The organism is Legionella sainthelensi (assembly GCF_900637685.1).
GTDB classification, from domain to species: Bacteria; Pseudomonadota; Gammaproteobacteria; order Legionellales; family Legionellaceae; genus Legionella; species Legionella sainthelensi.
This window is the reverse complement of record NZ_LR134388.1, coordinates 2,208,638-2,230,279: the sequence shown is the minus strand read 5'-3', so window position 1 is coordinate 2,230,279 and position 21,642 is coordinate 2,208,638. Positions and strand designations below refer to the sequence as shown.

The following is a 21,642-nucleotide window of genomic DNA, read 5'->3' as shown; positions in this document are numbered from 1 at the left end:
AAGCCTATCAACGTTAAATCGCAGTGACTGTTTGGCATAGCTGACTTTAACCAAATCCGAAAAAAACATGATGAAGTTCAGGATGTTATAAGATCCTGTTGTCAGCAAGGTGTTCTTTTATTTCCTTACAGTAATGATATTAATCTGATACACCTAGACTTATTATAGATGGGATTTTTGGCATTGGTTTACGAGGACACTTCTTGAATGACAGAAACAATTTGCTGCTTTTTTTACAGCCCCGAATAAAATTGGTTATCCTGTGTATTTAGAGACAGTCCTTGTCCTTAGATAGATTATATAAACTAATTATAGCGTCAGGTGATTGTTCACCCTCATTAAACGCGAGAAAAATGAAATGTTTTCCACTTAGATAGAAAAAACGCGCTGATAATCTGCTCTACGATCGACCGCTCTTTCAATCATCTCAAGCATCATCATATTAGCAATTAAACTATCAATAATTCGTTCCATTTGCAGCGCATAATTGCTGTGTACAAATACATGAGAAGGCTGCTGATTTTTTTCTCTAGTAAAGGAGGCATGATGTTGTGCCCCGAAAGATTTAGTTTTTAAATTTTCAGCATTAATTTTTGCTAATAAAGCTTCCAATGGTGAGGGAGTCACGTAAAAAAATACGGGTTGATTTCTATAAAACTTAGGCTGTTCGAATCGGACGGCATCTTCATATGTGTTAAAGAAATAGTAAAATGCGGGTTGTGGCTTAAAAAAGACGTTTTTACTGTATTGAGATTTTGGTCGTGGCATTGTTCTGCACGAATTTGACTCATCGGGTTCATTAGTTTTCGATTTTGGCTGGGGACGAAAACTTTGCTCATCAGCATGCGATTCATGTTGAGGTTTGTGGCGGTATTGAGACTGAGTATTAAATTCAGATCGAATTTCCTTACCTTGGTCATTAATCAAACCTTGATCATATTTTTTACGCTTTTCTGCATCACCTAAAATCTCATAAGCTGCTGCCATTTCTTTAAATTTTTCTACTGCAACAGGATTATTTGGGTTTCTATCTGGATGATATTGTAATGCTAATTTTCGATAAGCTTTACGAATTTTTACCTCATCTGCCTGCTCATCGATGCCTAAAATCTGATAAAGTTTTTTCGCCATAACTTGCTCCAATAGTGCATTAGGCAGGAAGTATAATATACCACTCCTTAACTCATGCTTAAGGACGCGCAGTTATTCTTAAATAAATCATTACTCCTCATTCTTTTATGTTTCTATGAAATCTCAAAAGTGTATATCTCCAACATAATTCGCATTGCTCCATTAAGCCTGTCCTAATTTTTTTGTATTTAAATAAAGGGTAGGTGCTTTTGATTTTAGGAGTAGAAAATGGAAGAACTAAAAAAAGAAATGTTACGAAACTTAATTGTTTCTATAGAAATTCTTATTAAAGAAGAAATAAAAAGCTATCCCAGTCTCAAAGGACCAGCTTCTTCTGCTCCTAAGATTCTTAATGTGATTAATCAGTTTAAAAATTTAAGTGCAGAAGAACAAGATAATATCGCGGAACTGAATCGCGTAATCGCAAAAATAGAAAAACTAGCAGTGGCTTCCAAACGTAATCGAGATAATCCACTGGTTCGACGTTTGATGGCTGATTCTTCCGAAGTGTACACTGATATTGTGAATAGTATTGGCGCTATTAAACTGAATAAATTGTTGCGCGATCCAGTGTCATCACCAGAGTCAGAACAAGAAAGTTGGATAGAGCCCTCTTCACTGGACAGATATGAAAGCCCTAAAGAGGATAAGAGGGAAGAAATTATTGAAAATGCATTACCTATATCTTCATCTTTACCCTCTTCAAAGCCGTCTCCAGATTTAAAAACCTTACAAGAGGAACAAAAATTATCATTTTCGGCTAAAATTTACGATGATGATGACTGGAAAAGACCTATTCGAAAACCCAAAGCAAAAATTTCTCAAACGCGTAAAAAACAGGACGCTTTTGAACTTGATGAATCGTCTTCTTTATCATTTTCACCGCCATCCCCAGGGGTAAACGAATTATCATCGTCCCCCAAAGTACAAGATTATGAAGTTTGGGAAATGACATCTCCAAAAGGCAACATTGGAGACTCTAGAAAAGGTAATACCCCCGAAACTCAGTCCAGTAGTTCGCCTATAGCCTCATCGTCTTCACAACCTGTTCCAGAGTTAAGAAGACCGCGGTTGCAACGCGCAGATCGAGCCATATTTCGACAGTCAGTAATAAGGCCGATATTGAACATCAATTTAGAAGATCAAGAAAAAGCTGTCGAAAAACAAGAGGCATCAAAAAAAGGCTCTTCCCCTGGTTTTTCTTTTGTTTCCGAGGCAGCTAATCAGCAAATTATTAAAGTCATTAATACAAATTATGCACCAAATCAAGAGAGTAATTTTGTATCCATTTCTTCACAAAGCAGTCAAGAAATGCTACGTACTCTAGAACAAAATTTAAGAATTAGTGAACGCCTAAAACACCCTAATCCTACTTGGGTGTATACCAGAGTTGAACCGGAACATCCTGGAGAGAAGGCAATTATAAAAATTAAACATGATCCAACCACTTCAATCACTGCTCAAGAATTAGATACCAAAACTAAGTATTCTATTATTACAAGAAAATTAAGTATCATAGGAGGGGTATTAACTCTTCTTGACTCCCCGCATTATTTAACATCCAACCCTGAACAAAAACAAGCGATAAGAAATGAACTGGCCAGGCTGAGTAATGAAATCATTGCTTCCAGAAACAATCCAGTGACTCCTGATCCCAAAGAAGAGCTCGATCGTTTTGTGGGAAGTTTAGCTTCTTCGCTTAAAGCACTAACAAATCCAGTGCCTAATAATATAATACGTGATATTCGTGAAGCAGAACGCTATTTTGTTGCCGAACATAATAAAAATCAGATTTTGATTGTAGAAACTCCTAGAGAAAATGAAACAATTTTCCAAATAGATATTGGACTCAATCACCAACTTACACCGGAACAAAAACAAGAATACTTGGACATTCATAATGAGGGAGACAAGCAACCTAAATGGTTTCAAGCGTTGAGTGCGGCCGAACGAGCTTGGTATTTGGAAAAAATACCAAATCCTAACGATCCTGAAGCGGTAAAAGAAGATAAATGGAATAATTTCCAACTTCTTTTTAAATCATCGGCTATGCCGCATGCTCCTGGATTTCCAAATGCTCGAATCAATTATTTAATGTTAAAACAAGATGACGAGCTTAATATTGTTAGTGCGAGTGTGAAATCTGCTACCCCTGTGAGTTATGAAATGCCCTCTGAGGAACAGGAAAAACACTCGAAGGATAATGCCCAACAACTAGTAAATATTACGCAACATTTGGCCTCCATCAATTATGAAAATTTATGGGGAAATTTCTTCGGTGAGGATAAACCTCAAATACCAATTTTGATCCAATCGTTATTGAGCGAAAAAGTAGAAAAGATGGGGGTTGAAGTAGCAAAAGCTGATAACCAATTAATTCAAGGCCAAGTAAAGGCTATGAAAGATTTGGAGGCAGAAGGATTTCACCTTATGTATCACAATGATGGAACTAATGCTTTTTCACGTGGGAATAAAATCAGTATGCGTGGTGATGCCGAATTTGAGCAATTAGTGGATGTTGCTGACAAGTTTCTTACAGCGGTTTTTACAAAGCTTGATGATAAAATTGAAAAATCTGAGCATATTGAATCCTCCCTTAAAGATGAGAAAGACTTTTTATTTTGGATAGATAAACGGAACCCAGATGAACAACAGCGACGTCTCGATAAATTCATAGGAAAGTTAGAATCGAATCCGCATATAACATCGGAACAAAAGGCAAGTATTATCATCATGATTCGAGTTTTGGATGAGTTTCATCATGACACTCGAGAAGATCCAAAATTCTCACGTAACAAAGCAGAATATATTATTGCGTTAAAAAAACTGTTAGTTGAAGCAATGGGAGGGGCCGCCAGTAATAATTGCAAAAGTGGAAAAGATAGAACTGGGCAGAGTGAGGTCTATCAACATGCTCTTACTTTATTTACCATGCTCCATTCAGAATCTGACGCTCTCTTGCGCTATGATGAGAAAGGCGATCGTCGAAATGCATTTTGTCAACTTGCTGCGATGCTTAATGCTTCGCAGAAGATCCAGGAGGCTGCGGCATTTAACACACCAGGTTGTGTAGGGACTAAATCCAATACAATCTCGAAAATTATTGATGATGGTATTCTTAACGAGGGGCAGTTTAAAGATCTTCACTCAAAAGGCTGTAAACTAGCGAGTATGAATAAACCTAAAGACTTTATTAAGGACGAAAGTTGTAAGGCGATGATGATGACCGAAGAAAAAACGATGAATAAAACATCGAATATGAGAAACATATTACAGGATTTTAGATTAGGAAATAAAGAAAAGGCTCAAAATAGTGAATATGAATGTGAAAGAGGTATGTCAATGAGTAGTAAGGTCTGATTAAAATCATTATTTGAAGTTGACGTGAATTTGCGTTTAATGTGGGCAATTTCCTCTTTGTGGGTATGGCTTTTGCGTTCGAGATTATAGCACGTGTTGGATCAGTAGCTGTTGACACAGCAGTGCCCACCACACTTAAAAAAAGCGTGTAATCGTGAACCACGAAATACTTTAGTGATGGGCTTTGGGGCTTATCAGAGTGACTTCCAACAAAGCAATATTAAGAAGGTAAGCCTAATACGCAGAAAATAGAAAGAAAGTTTCTTATTTTTAGGACTTGTATCAGGCGATTGGCTAGAAAAACAATTTGTTTTTCAAAATCAGAAATGATGTACGACACTGTAATGGGATTATTTATCAACAAATTTGAATTTTAACGAGATGTTTAATCAATAAGTTTGATGCCCCAAAAAAGTATGCGATCAGCTCTAAGAATAAGTTTATCCTTTACCTATGAGGTACGGGAGAGAATCGAATTGTTTTTTGTGGGTGTGTCGAGCAAATCAAATAGCTCCAGAAGTAATTGATTTGCTTTTGGATTGTGATTGAGCAATGTCCATTTTTTCTCAGCTAAATGGGGTTCAGTGCGATAATAAATCGAGAATAAACCATTACCTATGTTTTCTTGCTTGATACGTAAAAGAGCATGTTTTTGAATCAGGGGATGATGGGGGCTCGCCTTGTTTTGACAAAAATCAACAAACGAAAGGGACATTTTATCTTGATAATGTTCTAAGTACTCATTTTGTATTGTTTCGAAAAGGCTGGAATGTCCGCTCCGAAGTTTAGAGTCTTCACGTAGGGTGCGTACTATTCTTGAGAGCATATCATTATATTGTGTGGGGCTTGCTTTTTTTAGGGAGGTTTTTCCTTCCAGTAAGTCTGGTTCATCCAAATCAAGAGAGTCCATTAGGAAATGAATGCATTGCATTGCTTCATTATAGTGAATAGTTGTACCATAACTTGCACAGGCAAGTCGGAATGCGAATGAAGTAGGTTTTGCTCCTAAATCATAAAGACGCAAAGCTAAATCTTCATGGCCTAAACGCAGCAAAAATTCTGCAGGCAGCATTGCTTCATAGGTAAAATTATCTTCATTATCAATAATAGATAATCGCTCATCATGAGTCATGCTTGTCTCAATATAATCGATAAAATCATATAATAACTCAATAAGAGTAGGATCATCTAAGCACGACACAATTAAGCTTTTGAGTGGGTTATTGCCACTTTTGGGATGGATCAAATTCAGATAAGGGGATTGATCAACAGTCGCAAAATTAACTCGTTTTGCCATCAATTCGTGAAACAAAGAGGCCATTTGAGTGGAAGAGAAATTTAATTCATTGGTTGCAATAATATTGGCTAAAGTCGTTCTCAATTGGTTTTCTTGAGTTAGATACTCAGAGCTGCCATAAATTCTCTTTGTTCCGATAGTACTCCAATGGGGGGCTGTGTGCCCCTCTTTTTCAATAGTAGTATGGCTATTCACTAGAATTTGTTGATTTAAATATTCAGCATCGCAACTTTGAATGAACGACATGAGAAGATTATATTGGGTTTCTTTATCGAACGGGGCATTTAATAGATCCGGTAATTTGCTGTCTTTAATGATTAATGGTTCTGAGCTTAACGCTTGAGAGGGACCATGATTGGCATTATGATAAAAAAAATGTGGGGTTTTTTCTGCCATTTTATTGCGCATAATTACGAACCTATTCAGAAAGTTGAAAAATTGATTGCTAATATAACAAAAGTGCCGAATCATGTTTTATTTTATAACCACTTGCCTATATCCCCGAGTAGCTTTAATTTGTGCATGATGACTTTATATTGATTATTTTGTGCATATAAGTCAAGTATAAAATGGTTCTACTTTACGAAAAAAAGAGCATCTCGTTGGGCATTTAGGTCTTATTGAAATGAATATGTTTTAGCTGGTAAGCACTTCAGGAAACAACTTGTTGCATTGAAAGGTTTAAGTTTTTTATATGAAGGAATGTATCTAAAATCTACTGGCAGTTTTGATGCTCGTTTTATGCTGGGTAGCTTGTTACGGTAGGTGTTTTATAAGTAGAAGTTATCTGAGCATACTGTTTGTGATGACCGTCTATCTCTATTATGGGTTTATACGCCACCTCAGTTTGATAGTTCATTAATGCAGTATGTACTATTTGATTAAAGTCATCAATTGAGGCTAGATTCATTTCTTTTTTTAAATTCTTTAAGAATTCTCCTAAGCAATCTTTCCCAAACTTTTGTTCTATTTTAGATAATGCTTCAAGAGCATCCTGTTTTGACAATTCAAAACGCAAATCGATTTCAGGGCTAAAAATTTCAGAAATCTGTGTCGGTATATTCTCTATAGATAAATACTTGGCTTGGGCATAATATAGGGATGCTCCTATATTGTAGCTTACGATATCAAAAGCGGCTTGTTGCAATGCGCCCATGAGTTGAGTTACTTGCCAATCATCTTCGATCTCTTTATTTATTTCACCAGCTCTTTTAAGTTGCATGTAGCCAGCACCTAATCTGGTTAAAGGCTGATAGCAAGATAAGCTTGCAGTTGCATCCATGATTGCTGTTGTATAATGATTTTCTTCATTAGATCCATAGGCGTTCGCTAAAGGATCGATCATATTCAAATAATACTCATCATTAATGTTATTGACGCGCGCATAGTAATCTAGACTATTGGCTAAATTGGAGCCGCAGCTAAGCTCATTTCGTATGATTTGTTCGGCAGTATTTGGAGGTAATTTCGATTGGATAGAGTTTTTATTTTTAAAAAATTGGCTTCTTATCATTCTGGAGGTTGGTGTTTCTCCCTTACTTTTTCGAGATGTGGTTTGTTTTTTAACACCTATAATATCAAAATTGTGTGTTCCTTCTGCATACCTGGTAATGCCCCATACATAGATTCTGAGTGCAAACATTGAAAAATACTGAGCATGAAGTTTGTCATTTTTTAATTCACTGGCAGGAGAGTAATGATATTTTATAAACTTATCCCGTTCCTTTTTGGTCATGAGCTTGCATCCTTTAGGACTATCAATCTCTTCAGTTCTTGCAAATAATCTTAAATCAGTAGGTATTGGCATTTATGTTCTCCTTGCGTCATTGTAGATCTAAAAATAAAAAGCTGCATTATGAAAATGATTACACTGATGTATTTAATAGTGAAACGTTCAGTTTCTGGCAATAAATAGCCGTATGAATAAACGCAACAATTTATATGGTTGGATACGCAGAGAATCTAAAAGCCATTTTTTAGATTTGACAAAATTTGAGCATAGTCTATGTTTTAATTAAACACTTATTTAATCGTTGAACTAATTATGCTTACTCAAGATCAAATTATTGCTTTAAGTGACACATTGCATTTAATGGGGGAAGCAAATCGTCTCAAACTTCTTATAACTTGCCTTCAAGGTCCAAAATCAGTTTCTGAATTAGCGGAACAATTACATCTTTCAGTCCCTTTGACCAGTCATCATTTAAGTCTTTTGCGTTCCGCACGCCTTCTTGTTGCCAGACGGGAAGGGAAACATATTTATTACAGTATTTTCGATACGCATGTTCGTTGTATTTTGGAGGACATGCTGAAACATTTTACAGAAAAAATGGAGAATTAACATGAGCTTTATAAAGCGTATTTTTGGTACTTATATCAATAATCATCAAAGTGGAAATCGTAGCTCTCACCATGATGGATATTCTAAATCACATCATGGGCAAAAGAGTCATTATAATGATTCTTCGTTTAGTAATGAGACTCAAGGCGTTCGCTGTTTAAAATGCCAAACCTATAATGCCCCAGGTGCACGTTTTTGCGGCCAATGTGGGCAAGGAATAAAAAGTGCAACATGTGTTTGTGGCTCATTAATTGAGGTGGGAGCTAAATTTTGTGGTCAATGTGGGCAGTCAATAGGATAACGCCGCAATGAATGGGCATAATAAACTTTCTATCTGGATATATTATTGACAATAAAATTTGAAATATGATTATAATGAGGAGCGGGATGTAATTTTTATCACAAGGAAGGTGTTCGATGAAAAAAATAATTCAATGGTTGACCGTAGTACTTGATGACATTGTTGGTGTTGCTGAGGAAAAACCTAACAAACGTTATATGAGTGTTTGTGAGGCTCAGAAAAAATTTGATGCTGGTTTGATCAGCGTGCGTGAATATAATGAAGTATTGAAACGCACAAGAATATAATCAAACTAAAAACAATATTACTTAGGAGTTTGTATTTCCAATGAGCAGTAAATCAATCATCTAAAATATGCCACAGGTGATTGATTTTATTTGAGCCTTCCCTATTAATGGGCAGCTGCAGATCACCCTAATATGAACTCTATAATTTTCAAAATTTCTAAAATCATAAGCTCATTCGCTGAATGAGTTTCATTCGCATATTATAACTCCTGATTTATTAATACAAAAATAGACTGTAGTTGAATCTCCATCTGATGAGGCAACTCCTGTGGCCAATGCAAACAGAGCAGTTATCTCCAATTTTGAAATTTACGTGCTAAAAATTGAATTATTAGTTTTTTTGATATGACATATAAATTAATCTAATTAGTTATAAAAATAAAAATTTGATTGAATATGGGGCTAAAATCAACCTTAAATAAGAAAATATGAAATCAACATCATTCAATCAATTACCCCCAGAACTTAAAGTAGAAATAGCAAAACATTTATCACCTAAAGATTTAGAAACACTGGCTATGACATCCACAAATCATCGGGCGTTATTTCAACCTCTAGTTGATGTTTCTAAATTATTGCACTATGTAGCTCATAGTGAGAAAAGTGCAGTGCGCTACATGTTACTAAAAGAAATTAATTTAATTTTAAAAAGAGGTAGCGTGACGGATTGTTCTGGAAGAACTTTTGAGGGAATCAGTGGATTTGAGTATGCTCTTTGGGCTTTGGATCTGGATATGTGCACAATGATTCTTAATTGCATCCCTCATAATGAGACAGGCCACAAAGTATTAGTAAAATTGCTTGCACAATACAACAAAGTAAACGCAGAGGGCATAAAATATACGCTTAGTGGTAATCCAGTTACTGAAAAACATTTTGATTTCAATAATACTATTATCAAGGAACTGCGAGTAGGAGAACGGCTGGCAAGGGGGATAAGAATGTCTAGGGATGTGAGTGTTGTTGATCAACACTGGCGAGAAGGTGTAGGTGGAGCTCAAAAGCTAATCCCTATGCATGTCCATCTTTCTTACTATCCTAAGCCTCAAAATTCCGTCAACTCCTTGTCAACATTGGATACCATGATGAAGTTTAGGCAAGAATGTGTGGATGCGGTAAAAAAACTATTGTCTGTTGGTGGGTCTACCTCTAATAATTCTTTTTTTCCTAACGCCCTGTCAAAAATATCGAAGAAAACTTGGTTAAGTAGTGATTCGAAACTAGGTAAGGATTTTGCATTATATAGAGGAGTTCAAGGAAAGGTAGTCGTAAAATATGGAGCGCCTTTTGAGCATACAACAACGCGCAATCTTACAGAGTTATCCAGGTTATTTAATACAAAAGCAAACGATTTTATAAATTTCCAAGCAGAGTTCGAAAAAAGAATGGCGTTGCAAAATCAGCCCAGAGTTTAAATAAATGACTTCATGTAGAAGCAGAAATTCGGCGGCATAGTAAGCCGCCACATGTCCATGGTGTTGAAAAAACGTTATATCTTTCCAATAAGGAGTGATTCAAAAGGCGATGAATCCTTCTAGGTGAAACATTACTCAGTCTTTCTAAACTTAGGTATGGCTCGGCTTTAGGAAAATTTTTATGACTATTAAGTATAAATATTCTACTAAAATTGAACGAATAAAGTTTTCAATAATTAATATTTAAAAAGTAATAGTCCTTCCTCTTTAAATAGCTAAAGAGTATTAACTGTCTTGAATTAATCTTGTTATTCTAATTACATTATTATTTGGCTAGCAGGTAATACTCATCATGAAAAATAATATTGTTGTTTTGGATTCTAAACCATTAATTAATGACGGTCTGTGTCTTGATAGTCTTTATGAACTAGGGGAGGTAAGTCTCTATGATAAAACACCTGACGAATTGGTTATAGAGCGTAGCAGTGAGGCTGAAATTATTATTACTAATAAAGTAAAATTAACGGAACAACATTTTAGTAAACTTCCACGTCTTCGTTATATTGGTGAAACGGCTACTGGTGTTGATAATATCGATATCAAGGCCGCAGCAAAACATAATATTATTGTTACTAATGTTCCTGATTATAGCACTGACAGTGTCGCACAGCATGTGCTTGCTTTATTACTGACTCATACCAATCATGTTGAAAATCATAACCAATCTATCCAACGTGGAGAGTGGCAAGCCCAACCTTATTTTTCGTATTGGTCAAATCCCATAATTGAATTGGCTGGAATGACTCTAGGGCTAATGGGGTATGGTAAAGTAGCGCAAAAAGTTGCTCAGATGACCAATGCTTTGGGAATGAAAATTATTGCTCACAAACCAACAATGTTTCTCGATAAACTAGCAACGTGGGTAAGTTTCTCTGATCTTCTTGAGCAAAGTGATGTATTAAGTTTGCATTGTCCATTGACTGAGGGTACAAAAAATATGATTAACAGCGGGACGCTGAAACAAATGAAGCCGACTGCTGTGCTTATTAACACAGGGCGTGGCGGTTTAATTAATGAATCAGACTTGGCTAGCGCGTTAAAGGCAAAGCAAATCACCGCTGCCTATCTTGACGTTCTAAGCGAAGAACCTCCGTGTACTGATAATCGCTTAATTGGTTTAACCAATTGCACCATCACGCCTCATATTGCCTGGGCCTCGGTTGCAGCACGAAAACGATTGTTAAATACAGTATGTGAAAATATTATTCATTTTCTGAAGGGTAAACCGATTAATGTAATACGCCCTTTATAAATCTGTGCTGAAACAATTAAGTCGATAACATCATAAAAATAGCTGAGTTGCTCTGTTCGTTTATAGTAGGGTAGTGCAAGTTTATTTTCATAGTATAAGCCACGGTTGAGTAATATTAATTCTCTCTTGTCTAAATAAGATTGGCATAATTCAGTTTTTTGCAGCATGATTTCCACGGTGATAACGCAAACACAGAGCTATTTAAATATAAATCCATCCTCAACTGTCCCCCGCCGAACTCTCTCTTTCGGCAATCGACAATTTGGGGCAATGTGACAAAAATATCAATCACTCCTGCTTAATGAGCTCTTAATACGCATAATGTACAATTGCGAACAACCAATTCTAGTGGGATATATAAATGTCTAAATATGTTCGAAAAACAGCTACAAACTTACCCTCCAACTCTCCTTTTCCCGTACAAAAATCACGCTATGAATCAAAGAAGCCTGGCTATCAAACAAAACCAAACCATTCACAACCACCTATGGACTCTTTGGCGGTCTTTGAGTGGGAGACTTTTGCTCCTTTAACAGATTTTTCAGATAACAGTTTAGCTGAAGTATATAAGCGTATTTCTCGAGATATTATTGAACGCCCATACCACTATGATCCTCATAAAGTTTTTAATGCTCAAGGTAAAAAAATTGATAAGTATCCATTTAGTAAAGCAAATAACACTGAACCCCCAGAAAAAATTTCTGGGGTAGCTGTCTATAAGCAAAATCATGGAACCGGCCATGCATTACGACAGATGATTTATACCGATGCAATAATCAATAAAATGGCTGTGGATGGTAATTCAAAAGGGCGCGCTATCGCCCAAGCAATTAATAGCAATCCTGAAATCAAAAGTGCTTTAAAATTAGCCGCTTATTGTAAACGTATTGGCCGTACCTTGGATCATGAAAAAGATAATCGTGGCTCTGCAACTATTTATTCAAAACGCTCTGCAGACATGTTTGAACAGATAGCCAAAGAATTAGGATTTAACCATAATTTAATTCAAATTATTAAAGAGGGTATGCTTGAGCATACCCTCAAAAAGAAACACACCTTAGACAGTTACCAAGATGTCGCAGGCATTAATGGTAAAGCCTTGAGATACTTTACTGAGAATGTATTGATGTCAGCTCATCGAATAGATTTAACCCGAATATTTTCTGTAAAGCGGGGTGCTTTAGAAAATTCTCTTCAATACTATTTTGATAATTCTCAATTAAAAGAAGTTGTTAATAATTTAGTAGAAATGGGATGTAAAGCCAATGCAATGACTGGAAATAAAGTGGCTCACCAAGAAGCTGGAGTTAATTATACTTACAAGCCTTCCTTAGATGGCAAAAAGCTGGTTGAGGTAGTGGCTAATATAGATCAAGCCATTACCGAACTATCTCATCTACAATTAGCAACATCAAATCCTGTGATAAATTTAGATAATCCAATAAGTCTTCCTCAACCTACTGAGACTAAATATGTATTTGCTTTTGATATAGATGACACGTTAATTAAACAACACTCATTTAAAGATAAAGAAGGACCTCTCTTTAAGCAGAAGGAAATGACTAAAATTAAGGCAAAAATGGCAGAGGCAATAAGTAATGGTCATGAAGTCTGGATTGTGACGGCTAATTGGAAATATAAAAAAGAGGATATGAAAAAATTATTTGGTCAAGACTCTGATAATCTACTAGGAAAAATAAAATTTTATAATGGTATCGATATTGGGCAAGAATTAAATATTCCGCATGATCGATTACACACTATTCACTCTGAGGGGAAGAAAGCTGAATTTCTGTCAAAAGTAATAATGAAGAACGATGATTTAAAAAATTATAAAGTTAATTGTGTGCTTTTTGATGACACTCAAAGCCAAATTGATAAATGTGTTGCGTACTGTTCTGGTAATATTAACATCGAAGGATATAGAGTCGATGATTATAAAGCTTTACGCCAGGAGCGTCCGTGGCCCAAAAGATTACTTTCTGAAGTGTTTGCTAAAAAAGTAAATAATGCACTAGCAACGCAACCTGGATTGAATCCACAAATTTGCGTACCAATGAATCAACCTCCTGTACCCTTGATAAAAGATTATTTTTTAGGTAATGGTCATAAAGTAATAGGAATCGCCGTAAATACAAAACCTGAAGGAGGATTTATTGTCCAGGGAAAAAACTCCAATGGTGATGATCGCTTTATTCAAGTTCATGCCAATGGAAGTATTCGTAATTACCAAGGAAAACGCATCATTAATGGGTATGTCGCTCAAAAGATGAAAGCGGAAGTTAGTGAAATTTTCAAACATTTTAATGTAATTTTGCTCGTCGCGGTAGAAAATAAAAATGGTTACAAAGCCTCAGATGGAAAAAATATTCATTTCTTCTCCTCTGCTATGCCAACACAGCACGTGAAGAAATTAGACCACTCAATGGAAAGCAAGGTTCAAACTCAATGCTTTTGAAAGAGCCAGGTTAAGAACTGACTATTCTTGCCCAAAGAAAATCATCTCTCTTTAATTCTCTCCCCACATGTGGGGAGAGAATACTTTTAGGAGCTAACTCAAGGAAAGGTTATATTTTTTTGATTACGTTCATTCAATGAAGTTAATCATTTTTTTTAAGTATTCTGGTACAGCTTATTTATCAATTATGGAAATTTTGTTATTCGGTACTTTTTATTGTTGAAGTGATAAGCAAATCTTTTTCTTATCATTTGAGATAATACGGTTATTTACGTGATAAGGAATTATCATATCTCCGAATCGATGATCAGAGATATGAGTCTAAATTTACAAATATTGTATGATTAACTTAGTCTAGGGTCTGTTGACAATTCACCTGTCGCCTACGTGCCACGGCTTGTCCGCGGCATCCAATGGGAGTTTATTGATGGCAGTATTGTCAAAGCTCATCAACATAGTGCTGGCGCACCTAATAAGGAAGAACAAGGCATTGGTAAGTCGGCTGCTGGAAATACAACGAAGATTCATATGGCTGTTGATGCTCACGGATTACCTATTGATTTTGAAATAACAGGTGGCGAAGTGCATGATTGCAAAGTGGCACCAGAATTTATCGAAAAGTTACCTGCTGCAGAACATACTATTGCAGATAAGGGTTATGATAGCGAAGAGGTTCGAGATACCATTCGAAAAAAATCATCCATTCCCGTGATTCCAGGAAAGAGCAATTCTAAAACTGGCAATGCAGATATGGATTGGGGTATTTATAAATACAGACATCGAGTTGAAAATTTTTTTGTCAGAATAAAACACGTTCGTGCAATCGCCACAAGAGTTGATAAATTAAAGCGAAACGATGCTTCTGTTGTTGCTATGGCATGCGCATTTTTATGGCTACCTATGTAGCGCAGCTTCCGGTATTATCTTAGTGTTTGTCCAACATTCAAGGAAGTACGATGAGTCTGGCTTATGTTTCTATTCTTGCGAGTCAGCATCATGGTACTCTTTACGTAGGGTCTACGTCAGACATCATTAAACGGACTTGGGAACACAAAAATAAAGTCAGTCCTGGTTTCACTGCTCAGTATAACGTACATATGCGGGTCTATTATGAAGCATATGAATTATACGTTGAAGCAGCACGACGTGAAAAACGTTTCAAAAATTGGCCAAGACAATGGAAAATAAATTTAATAGAGAAACTAAACCCTCAATCGCGTGACCTGTATGAAGAAATGTGCCAATGATTTAGATCGAATGGATGCCGCGGACAAGAAGCGGCACGTAGACGGCAGGTGAATTGTCAACAGACCCTAATCTTTACGTGAGAATTCGTTATTTCTAGCTGAAGATCAAGACCAAGTGAATTTAGAAATACAAACCATCCCAATGCTCTTGGAAAAGTTAGCTATAAGAATCAACAGATATCATTGAGGTGCAAAGGTCTCATCATCACCAAATCCTGGAATCTTCTAAAACGCATTACCTCGCTTCCTTAAAGGTCATCCACAATTTATTCTCAAAATCATATAATTTGCATTTTTTAAAAATACTTAATACGTATCGCAACTTAAAATGATACTCATGAAAGTATTCTCCATATTTTGCTTTTAATGCTTTATGTGCTTGCGGTAAGTTATAAAAAGGAATTCTTGGATCTAAATGGTGGGGGATATGTATCATTATATTGTGTAATAGTATTCTTGAGATTGTTGATGAGTGGATAATCGTGCTGCAATACAAAGCACCCACAGAATGAGACCATTCGTTTTTCAAATCGAAAAAAGGGATGTCGGGATGTGTGTGATGTAGATATACAATTATTGCAATGAAATAATTAAAAACGATAAAAGGTAAAATGATTGCAGCAAGAATACCGATAATGCCTCCTGCAAAAACATACCCCAAAATTGACATCATGAGCGCATAAAAGAGAACTACAAGTTTACCATGTCGATAATATTGGTATTCTTTTTTATCTTTACCAGGATTAAAACATACCATTTGTTCCCACCAAATTCTACGAAAATAATGAAAAGCACAAGTGAAAAAACATCGTTCTATTCGATAGAGTGAGCGCTGGAACATAGAAAGTGATTGGTATTCGGAACACGTCATGGGTCGCCATATCCAATCTATGGGAGAAAAAGAGGCAAATCCATGGTGAACTTTATTATGGCCAAAGGTCCACATTCGATAAATATTCAATGAGGGGAGCATGGCTATTGTTCCTAGCACCTCGGAAATTTTGTTGTTTTTGAAAAGAGCTCCATGTGCTGCATCATGTGCCCAAACAAACATCATAGCTGAAGCTATACCGGCAATTAAACCACCTAGTAATTGTAATTCCACATTAAAATTTAAAAAAACCAGAGTGATTCCGGACAAAAACAAGACGAGATCAAAAAAATACCAAAATAAAGTCTTACTATGAGACTGTTTATAACACTCATTGGGAATGTTTGAACGAGCCACAGATGATTTTATTTCCTTTATTTGTTTCCATAATTTATCTGAAGTGGTGGATTTCATAAGATGTTACCTCTAATACAGCTGGCGAAAGTTATTGGAATTTATAATTCAATAAATAAAAAATAGTTAGAGAATACGATTATTGTTGATGTAATAATGCAACCTATAATCTAATTTTTTGGTTATTTTAATGAGTTTTTTCTAGAAGACATTGATCTAGATCATGGAAACGTAATCGAGCGTAAAACTGAAACCATTCTATAGTCCTTAAGGACAAATACGGCAATTAGAATGTCTTGTTCTAAATTTTTTGCTGAGGATATATTTACTGCCGGGTAAATTTTATTTTTTAGTCATTAGGGTGCTGATAATTGGCACCTAACGCCAATGTGCCACAGTCAGCAATAAGTTTTAATTTTTCGGGTTGCAGAAATTGAATGTTTTTACGATCAATTGCGATAATTTCATTTTTTTTAAATTGAGATAAAAGACGGCTGACAGTTTCTGCTGTAAGTTTTAAATAATTACCTATATCTTGACGAGACATTGGTAAAAGAAACTTTGTATGCATTTCTGATGCATGTAATCGGAATGATAAATCAATAAGAAAAGCTGCAAGGCGCTGTTCTGCTGTGATTGAAAACAAATAATTTCCCATATTTAATTGTTGGCTCATTAAATATAAAATATGTTTTTGTAGGGCAGGATTTAATTGCAGTAATTCTAAGAAATTCTCATAAGGAATTTCACAAATAACACTATCAGACAGTGCCACCGCTGATAAAAGGTAATGTCGGGTGTAAATTGCCTCAAAACCAAGGACTTCGCCGCTAAAATAAAATCCTCGAATTAATTCATTTCCATCCGCATCAACTTGATAAGTTTTTAAATTCCCATATTGGATAGCGTAGATGTTTCGAAATATATTCTGAGGAAAATATAAGACTTCATGCTTTTTTAAATAATGGTGTTGCTTTACTGCGGGAGTAATTTGATTCATTCGATGTGAATTTTGCTCCTCTATAATACAAAAAGGAGATAAGGTGCAATCCTCACATGTTAAATGATAATTATTAATGTCTATCATATTTGAATCATCACACAAACTGAAGGCTAGATTATTTATTATAAATTGCAAATACATTTTAAAATACAAATTTTTTTCATAGTGAAGATAAATGTTTCTATTGGTGCGTTTTTAGAATTTCATAAAGTTATATTTCAGTACGGATGCTCGTTTAAAGCCTAGGGTAATGTAGGAGCGATGATCAGTTCGTTTTTAGGAGAGTTCGGCGTGTCGCTTCTATGGTTGAAAAAACTATGCTTTTTTAAGGCACTTAGGGTTTCAGGGGGCAGTGAATTTTTTTCTAGCCAAGTAATCATGGTGTCTGCTGAAGTTGGATGGGTATTTTCGGTTAATCCTAACAGTTTGGTGCAGGCCGTTAAATCTAATACCATACCGGTCCCATAATTCCCATACACATAGAGCGCATAATAAAGGTACTCCCAGGGATCAGTACCATTTGGTGTTAAGTTGAATAAATTAGGGTGTGAAGCAAGACTTGTGGCTGCATTTTTAAGTGCTAAAGCAGTGAGGGCACAACAGCCTGTGATCAACAGTGTTTTGAGGAGATCCACAGGTTTTTGTTTGACGTGTACAAAAACATTTCCAATAATGTGATCGGGAAATTCATAGCCTGACATAAAGGCCACTATACCAGCAGTGATTCCTGGAGTAATGGCAATGGCTAATTTAGCCGCATAATGAAGCTCATCCATAGGGCAATTGTCTAACAAAAGTTGACAGATCAATTTAAAACCATCATAGCCCGCTTGACTGCAAAAAATAAAGAATGCTGTGCTTAACCAGGCTCCAGTACCTGTTGTAGTTAGAAAAGTTACAAATTCACTAAGACGAGTAGAGCAAAATGGCGCTAATAAATCAGGCTGATCTAGTAGTTGTTGGTAAAATTGTCCTAATTTATCTTGAATTAATTCGTCATCAAAGGTTTGATCTGCAGGTCCTATCCATGCTAAGGCACTTGGATGTTGCTTATTAATGAGACTTAATTGCGTTATGATTTGTTTTTGGAATTGTCTGTCTTCATTAAATTTATCTTTAATCATGGTAAAAAAATTGGGTAGGAAGACAAGACGTACAGCGGAAGTCATGCAAAAGCTGGACAATGCAGAAAGACCGGATAAGGCTTGTGGAGCCCAGCTTGCTGCATAATATCCCATGGCTCCAGAGGGCATAGCAGAAATTGTCGAGATCAGCATGATGGTAGAGTTCGATAAAAAATTACCGGAGTTAGTACAGAAGCTGCCCGCGATTTTTTTTAAACTTGCTACCATGTGTTGATAATAGCTAAAACGTGTTCCCGTTCCCACAGCGAGAAAAATAGCGGATGAACCAATCAGATACAATTGTGTGTTCAGATCCAATCCTGCCCACCAATCGGCCCCTAACGAAGCAGGAGTCTTGGTTAGTACATAGGGCAAAAAGGGGAGTGTTGTCGCAAAAGCAGCGGTACCATAAGCTACGGTCGACCATGATGGCAAATAGCGTGTCAGTGAGGATGGTGATGGGAGGTAACGGGTCAACCAAGTAGTGAGGGAGGCGGGGGATACATTATATATGGCAGTATTTGCAAGATCACTGGGCTCAAAAGTATGGTAATTGGGTAGAGGGTTGATATTAAATTCTCTTCCATTGTCTGAGTGAGTCCCGCTTGGGATTTCTTGCATTTCTAAAATAACGCTACCATCTTCATGCCCTGGTTTCATAGGTCCATCTCTTCAACAGCTTTGATTGAAAATTATCAAATCGGCGCTTAGTGTGCAAGGGTTTATGCGCGTTAGGCTTCATGAGTAAATCATTGCTCCAATCATGCTCGCTGAATTGGAGCACTAATGGGTATGATAGCTCTAGGTTTTTAGGCCGCAATCTCACCAAAATTCACCCACGATTACCTCTAAATAGTAAATAATGTTATCAATTTTTGTTTATTGTTTGCTATTTTGTAAATAATTATACTTATCCTAGTTCACGAATTTTGGAGATTGTTATGCGCATCGTGGTTATAGGTGGAACTGGCACTTTAGGGCGGGAGGTGGTCAAAGAATTGTCATCACGTCATGAAGTTATAATCGCTTCAAGGCACGATGGTGATGTATTTATTGATATAACAGACCATCATACGATAGAAAAGATGTATAAAACGCTGGGTCGAGTCGATGCAGTTATTTTAACAACGGGAACCGTCTATTTTGGTGCATTGGATGAAATGACAGAATCACAATATTGCATCGGTTTAAATAATAAGCTTATGGGACAAGTTAATACGGTATTGATTGGACTGCCTTATGTCAATGATGGTGGCTCATTTACGCTAACTAGCGGTATATTAAACCGTGATCCCATTCGCTATGGCTCATCAGCTGCGATGGTCAATGGTGCTTTGGATGGATTTGTTAAAGGCGCTGCCATTGAAATGTCGAGAGGTCTGCGTATTAACGTAGTAAGTCCAACCGTTTTACAAGAGTCGATGAATGATTACGCTGACTATTTTCATGGGTTTATACCGGTATCTGCTGCTCGGGCAGCAATGGCATATTCCAAAAGTGTAGAAGGCGGCCAAACAGGGCAATTGTATTGTGTATGAAAATTAAAAAGTAGACTTAAATTGCTCCCCGGAGGATGCGAACCTTAAAACTCCTGGTTCGCAGCCACATAAATTGACTAAATTTTTAATAAAATTATCTGGTGCAATGTAATTAATAATTACGACAGTTTTCTGGCAAATCAGTTACACCTTAACTTTCTAATAGATCCGGCATGAATCTCCAAAAATTTCTTTTTGCTATTATTTTGAAGAAAAAAATGACTCAAGTTTTGGTGGGGGATTTTGTAACTCCTCTTCTACGATCTTAGAAGTTTCCGGGGTTGTTGTTATTATTAGAATAGGCTTGGGAGCCATTAATCCAAAAAAATTCAAGCTTGTTGTAGATGTTTTCTCATTTTGATTTACTTGGGATAATTGATTTTCTTGCGGTTGGAAGTTATTTTCCAAAACTGGAACATTTTGATAAGTATTATCATTTTCCTTTGTTGTATCCTCCTTCAGCTGGATATTTTGATGCAGGGTCTCCGCTGCTGCTTCAATTACGGGTATTGGTTGATCTTTAGGATTTTCTATTCTTATCGTATAAGAAATGTTTACTGTTTCTGTTTTTCCATGCTCAAAGTCTTTCATTTCTCGAGTCGGCCTGATTCCATTGAATTCAATTTCTATTTTATCCAGTTTCTCCTCAGTTTTAACAAGCACGGTATTTGCCCCCGTTAACTCAGGAACACCTAAAAAGTCATTCGATGAATAACAATGAAAACACCCCATCAAGGCAAACCACTTTCCATGATGCTCTTTCATTTCTTTCTCTATGATTTTAGTGGCTGTGTAATTCATACTTTGAATACGGAAAGAGTCCTTTGTTATTCCTGTAACCAATCCATAAGCATATATCATATGATCTTTTTCATATTGTTCCGAATAGGTATATTCCGTGTCGATTCCTACCACTCGTATGCCATATTGTTTGGCTGCTTTTACTAATTCTAAAAAATTATTTCCTGACCGATAATTACATTGTTGGCATTTACAGTGTTTATCATGAGTTAGAATCTGCTCTGGCGAAATCAGAAATCCTCGATCTAGTGTTTCCAGACAAGTTTCAATTTTTTGATTTGAGGCAGTTGCAACATTGGGATCATATTCGTCCATTTCCTGTTGATCATCATAATATAAATGCTCCAGAAACATGGTGGTATACCCAGCTTCCTTTAGTCTTTTCATATGTTGAATTAAAAAATTTTTAGGAGCGCGATCCTCATGAAATTCACCAACAATAAAATTTGTTTTCAACAAATCTGCAAGCGTGTTTACCGCTGCGTGATTTATTGGTTTGCAACTCAGATAAAAGGCCCTTAATTTCTCCTCAAGAGAAGTACGTGTTTTGTTTGGGGAAATTCTTTTATAGAAAAATGAAATTCGATTCTTGTTTTCTGGGGATCCTGTAATTTCCAGAACAGCTTGTTTGTATTTATTCTCTTTCGTTTGATCGAAAGAGGGCCGGCAATGTTTGTTTAGTTGATATACCATAATTCATTTAGCTTTTAGAAGTTATTTGTTTGAACAATAGCAAAAAATAATGAGGGGAAGATTAGCTAAATATGAAATAAGAGATTGAGTCAGTAATTTTTGGAATAGG

The 21,642-nt window shown here is 36.2% G+C and carries 17 protein-coding genes and 1 pseudogene; 11 read left to right on the top strand and 7 right to left on the bottom strand.

All coding sequences use genetic code 11. From position 1 onward, the window contains the following. Window positions 1–369: 369 nt before the first annotated feature. The gene (locus EL220_RS09835) at window positions 370–1,131 is read right to left on the bottom strand and encodes a J domain-containing protein (RefSeq protein WP_027272300.1); all 762 of its coding nucleotides are present in this window, start codon (window positions 1,129–1,131) and stop codon (window positions 370–372) included. A gap of 228 nt (window positions 1,132–1,359) precedes the next feature. Here EL220_RS09835 and EL220_RS09830 point away from each other — a divergent pair, with 228 nt between their 5' ends. Both EL220_RS09830 and EL220_RS09825 read left to right on the top strand, forming a co-directional pair. Beyond that, window positions 1,360–4,491, top strand: a complete 3,132-nt coding sequence (locus tag EL220_RS09830) for a hypothetical protein (protein WP_027272301.1) — start codon at window positions 1,360–1,362, stop codon at window positions 4,489–4,491. A gap of 248 nt (window positions 4,492–4,739) precedes the next feature. After that, complete coding sequence (locus EL220_RS09825) at window positions 4,740–4,868, top strand: IS1 family transposase (protein WP_081779100.1); 129 nt, start codon at window positions 4,740–4,742, stop codon at window positions 4,866–4,868. 74 nt (window positions 4,869–4,942) lie between these two features. Here the strand turns inward: EL220_RS09825 and EL220_RS09820 are convergent, their stop codons facing one another. Together EL220_RS09820 and EL220_RS09815 are read right to left on the bottom strand one after the other, a co-directional pair. Continuing rightward, window positions 4,943–6,196 (bottom strand): hypothetical protein, encoded by a 1,254-nt coding sequence (locus EL220_RS09820; RefSeq protein ID WP_027272302.1) that lies wholly within the window; start codon window positions 6,194–6,196, stop codon window positions 4,943–4,945. A gap of 331 nt (window positions 6,197–6,527) precedes the next feature. Beyond that, entirely contained in the window at window positions 6,528–7,595 is a 1,068-nt protein-coding gene (locus EL220_RS09815) for a hypothetical protein (protein WP_027272303.1), read from the bottom strand. Window positions 7,596–7,832: 237 nt separating this feature from the next. Between EL220_RS09815 and EL220_RS09810 the strand changes: the two genes are divergently transcribed. From EL220_RS09810 to EL220_RS09780, 8 genes and pseudogenes are all read left to right on the top strand, one after another. Then, window positions 7,833–8,129 (top strand): ArsR/SmtB family transcription factor, encoded by a 297-nt coding sequence (locus EL220_RS09810; protein ID WP_027272304.1) that lies wholly within the window; start codon window positions 7,833–7,835, stop codon window positions 8,127–8,129. Window position 8,130: 1 nt separating this feature from the next. After that, window positions 8,131–8,430, top strand: coding sequence for a zinc ribbon domain-containing protein (locus EL220_RS09805; RefSeq protein ID WP_027272305.1), 300 nt, complete (start codon window positions 8,131–8,133; stop codon window positions 8,428–8,430). 116 nt (window positions 8,431–8,546) lie between these two features. Then, window positions 8,547–8,717, top strand: coding sequence for a hypothetical protein (locus EL220_RS18185; RefSeq protein ID WP_164480592.1), 171 nt, complete (start codon window positions 8,547–8,549; stop codon window positions 8,715–8,717). 428 nt (window positions 8,718–9,145) lie between these two features. Next, the gene (locus EL220_RS09800; protein ID WP_027272306.1) at window positions 9,146–10,132 is read left to right on the top strand and encodes an F-box protein; all 987 of its coding nucleotides are present in this window, start codon (window positions 9,146–9,148) and stop codon (window positions 10,130–10,132) included. Window positions 10,133–10,484: 352 nt separating this feature from the next. Beyond that, entirely contained in the window at window positions 10,485–11,444 is a 960-nt protein-coding gene (locus EL220_RS09795; RefSeq protein WP_035906591.1) for a D-2-hydroxyacid dehydrogenase, read from the top strand. A gap of 361 nt (window positions 11,445–11,805) precedes the next feature. Continuing rightward, a complete protein-coding gene (locus EL220_RS09790) occupies window positions 11,806–13,902 on the top strand; it encodes a SidE phosphodiesterase domain-containing protein (protein ID WP_051544793.1) in 2,097 nt (698 codons plus the stop codon). A 408-nt stretch (window positions 13,903–14,310) separates the two neighbouring features. Next, window positions 14,311–14,808, top strand: a pseudogene (locus EL220_RS09785) (IS5 family transposase); the annotation flags it as partial. A 50-nt stretch (window positions 14,809–14,858) separates the two neighbouring features. After that, window positions 14,859–15,149 carry a GIY-YIG nuclease family protein gene (locus EL220_RS09780; RefSeq protein WP_128130874.1) on the top strand — a complete coding sequence of 97 codons (291 nt, stop codon included), beginning with the start codon at window positions 14,859–14,861 and terminating at the stop codon, window positions 15,147–15,149. A 235-nt stretch (window positions 15,150–15,384) separates the two neighbouring features. Here EL220_RS09780 and EL220_RS09775 read toward each other — a convergent pair whose 3' ends face one another. The 3 genes from EL220_RS09775 to EL220_RS18925 form a co-directional block, all read right to left on the bottom strand. Continuing rightward, window positions 15,385–16,434 carry a fatty acid desaturase gene (locus EL220_RS09775; protein ID WP_027269696.1) on the bottom strand — a complete coding sequence of 350 codons (1,050 nt, stop codon included), beginning with the start codon at window positions 16,432–16,434 and terminating at the stop codon, window positions 15,385–15,387. A gap of 289 nt (window positions 16,435–16,723) precedes the next feature. After that, on the bottom strand, window positions 16,724–17,461 hold the full coding sequence (locus EL220_RS09770) for a helix-turn-helix domain-containing protein (protein WP_027269697.1): 738 nt from the start codon (window positions 17,459–17,461) through the stop codon (window positions 16,724–16,726). Between the two features lie 158 nt (window positions 17,462–17,619). Then, complete coding sequence (locus EL220_RS18925) at window positions 17,620–19,161, bottom strand: hypothetical protein (protein WP_232002367.1); 1,542 nt, start codon at window positions 19,159–19,161, stop codon at window positions 17,620–17,622. Between the two features lie 281 nt (window positions 19,162–19,442). Here EL220_RS18925 and EL220_RS09755 point away from each other — a divergent pair, with 281 nt between their 5' ends. After that, window positions 19,443–20,039: a short chain dehydrogenase gene (locus EL220_RS09755; RefSeq protein WP_027269698.1), complete on the top strand. Its 597-nt coding sequence runs from the start codon at window positions 19,443–19,445 to the stop codon at window positions 20,037–20,039. 201 nt (window positions 20,040–20,240) lie between these two features. Here EL220_RS09755 and EL220_RS09750 read toward each other — a convergent pair whose 3' ends face one another. After that, a complete protein-coding gene (locus EL220_RS09750; RefSeq protein ID WP_027269699.1) occupies window positions 20,241–21,533 on the bottom strand; it encodes a membrane-targeted effector domain-containing toxin in 1,293 nt (430 codons plus the stop codon). Window positions 21,534–21,642: the final 109 nt, after the last annotated feature.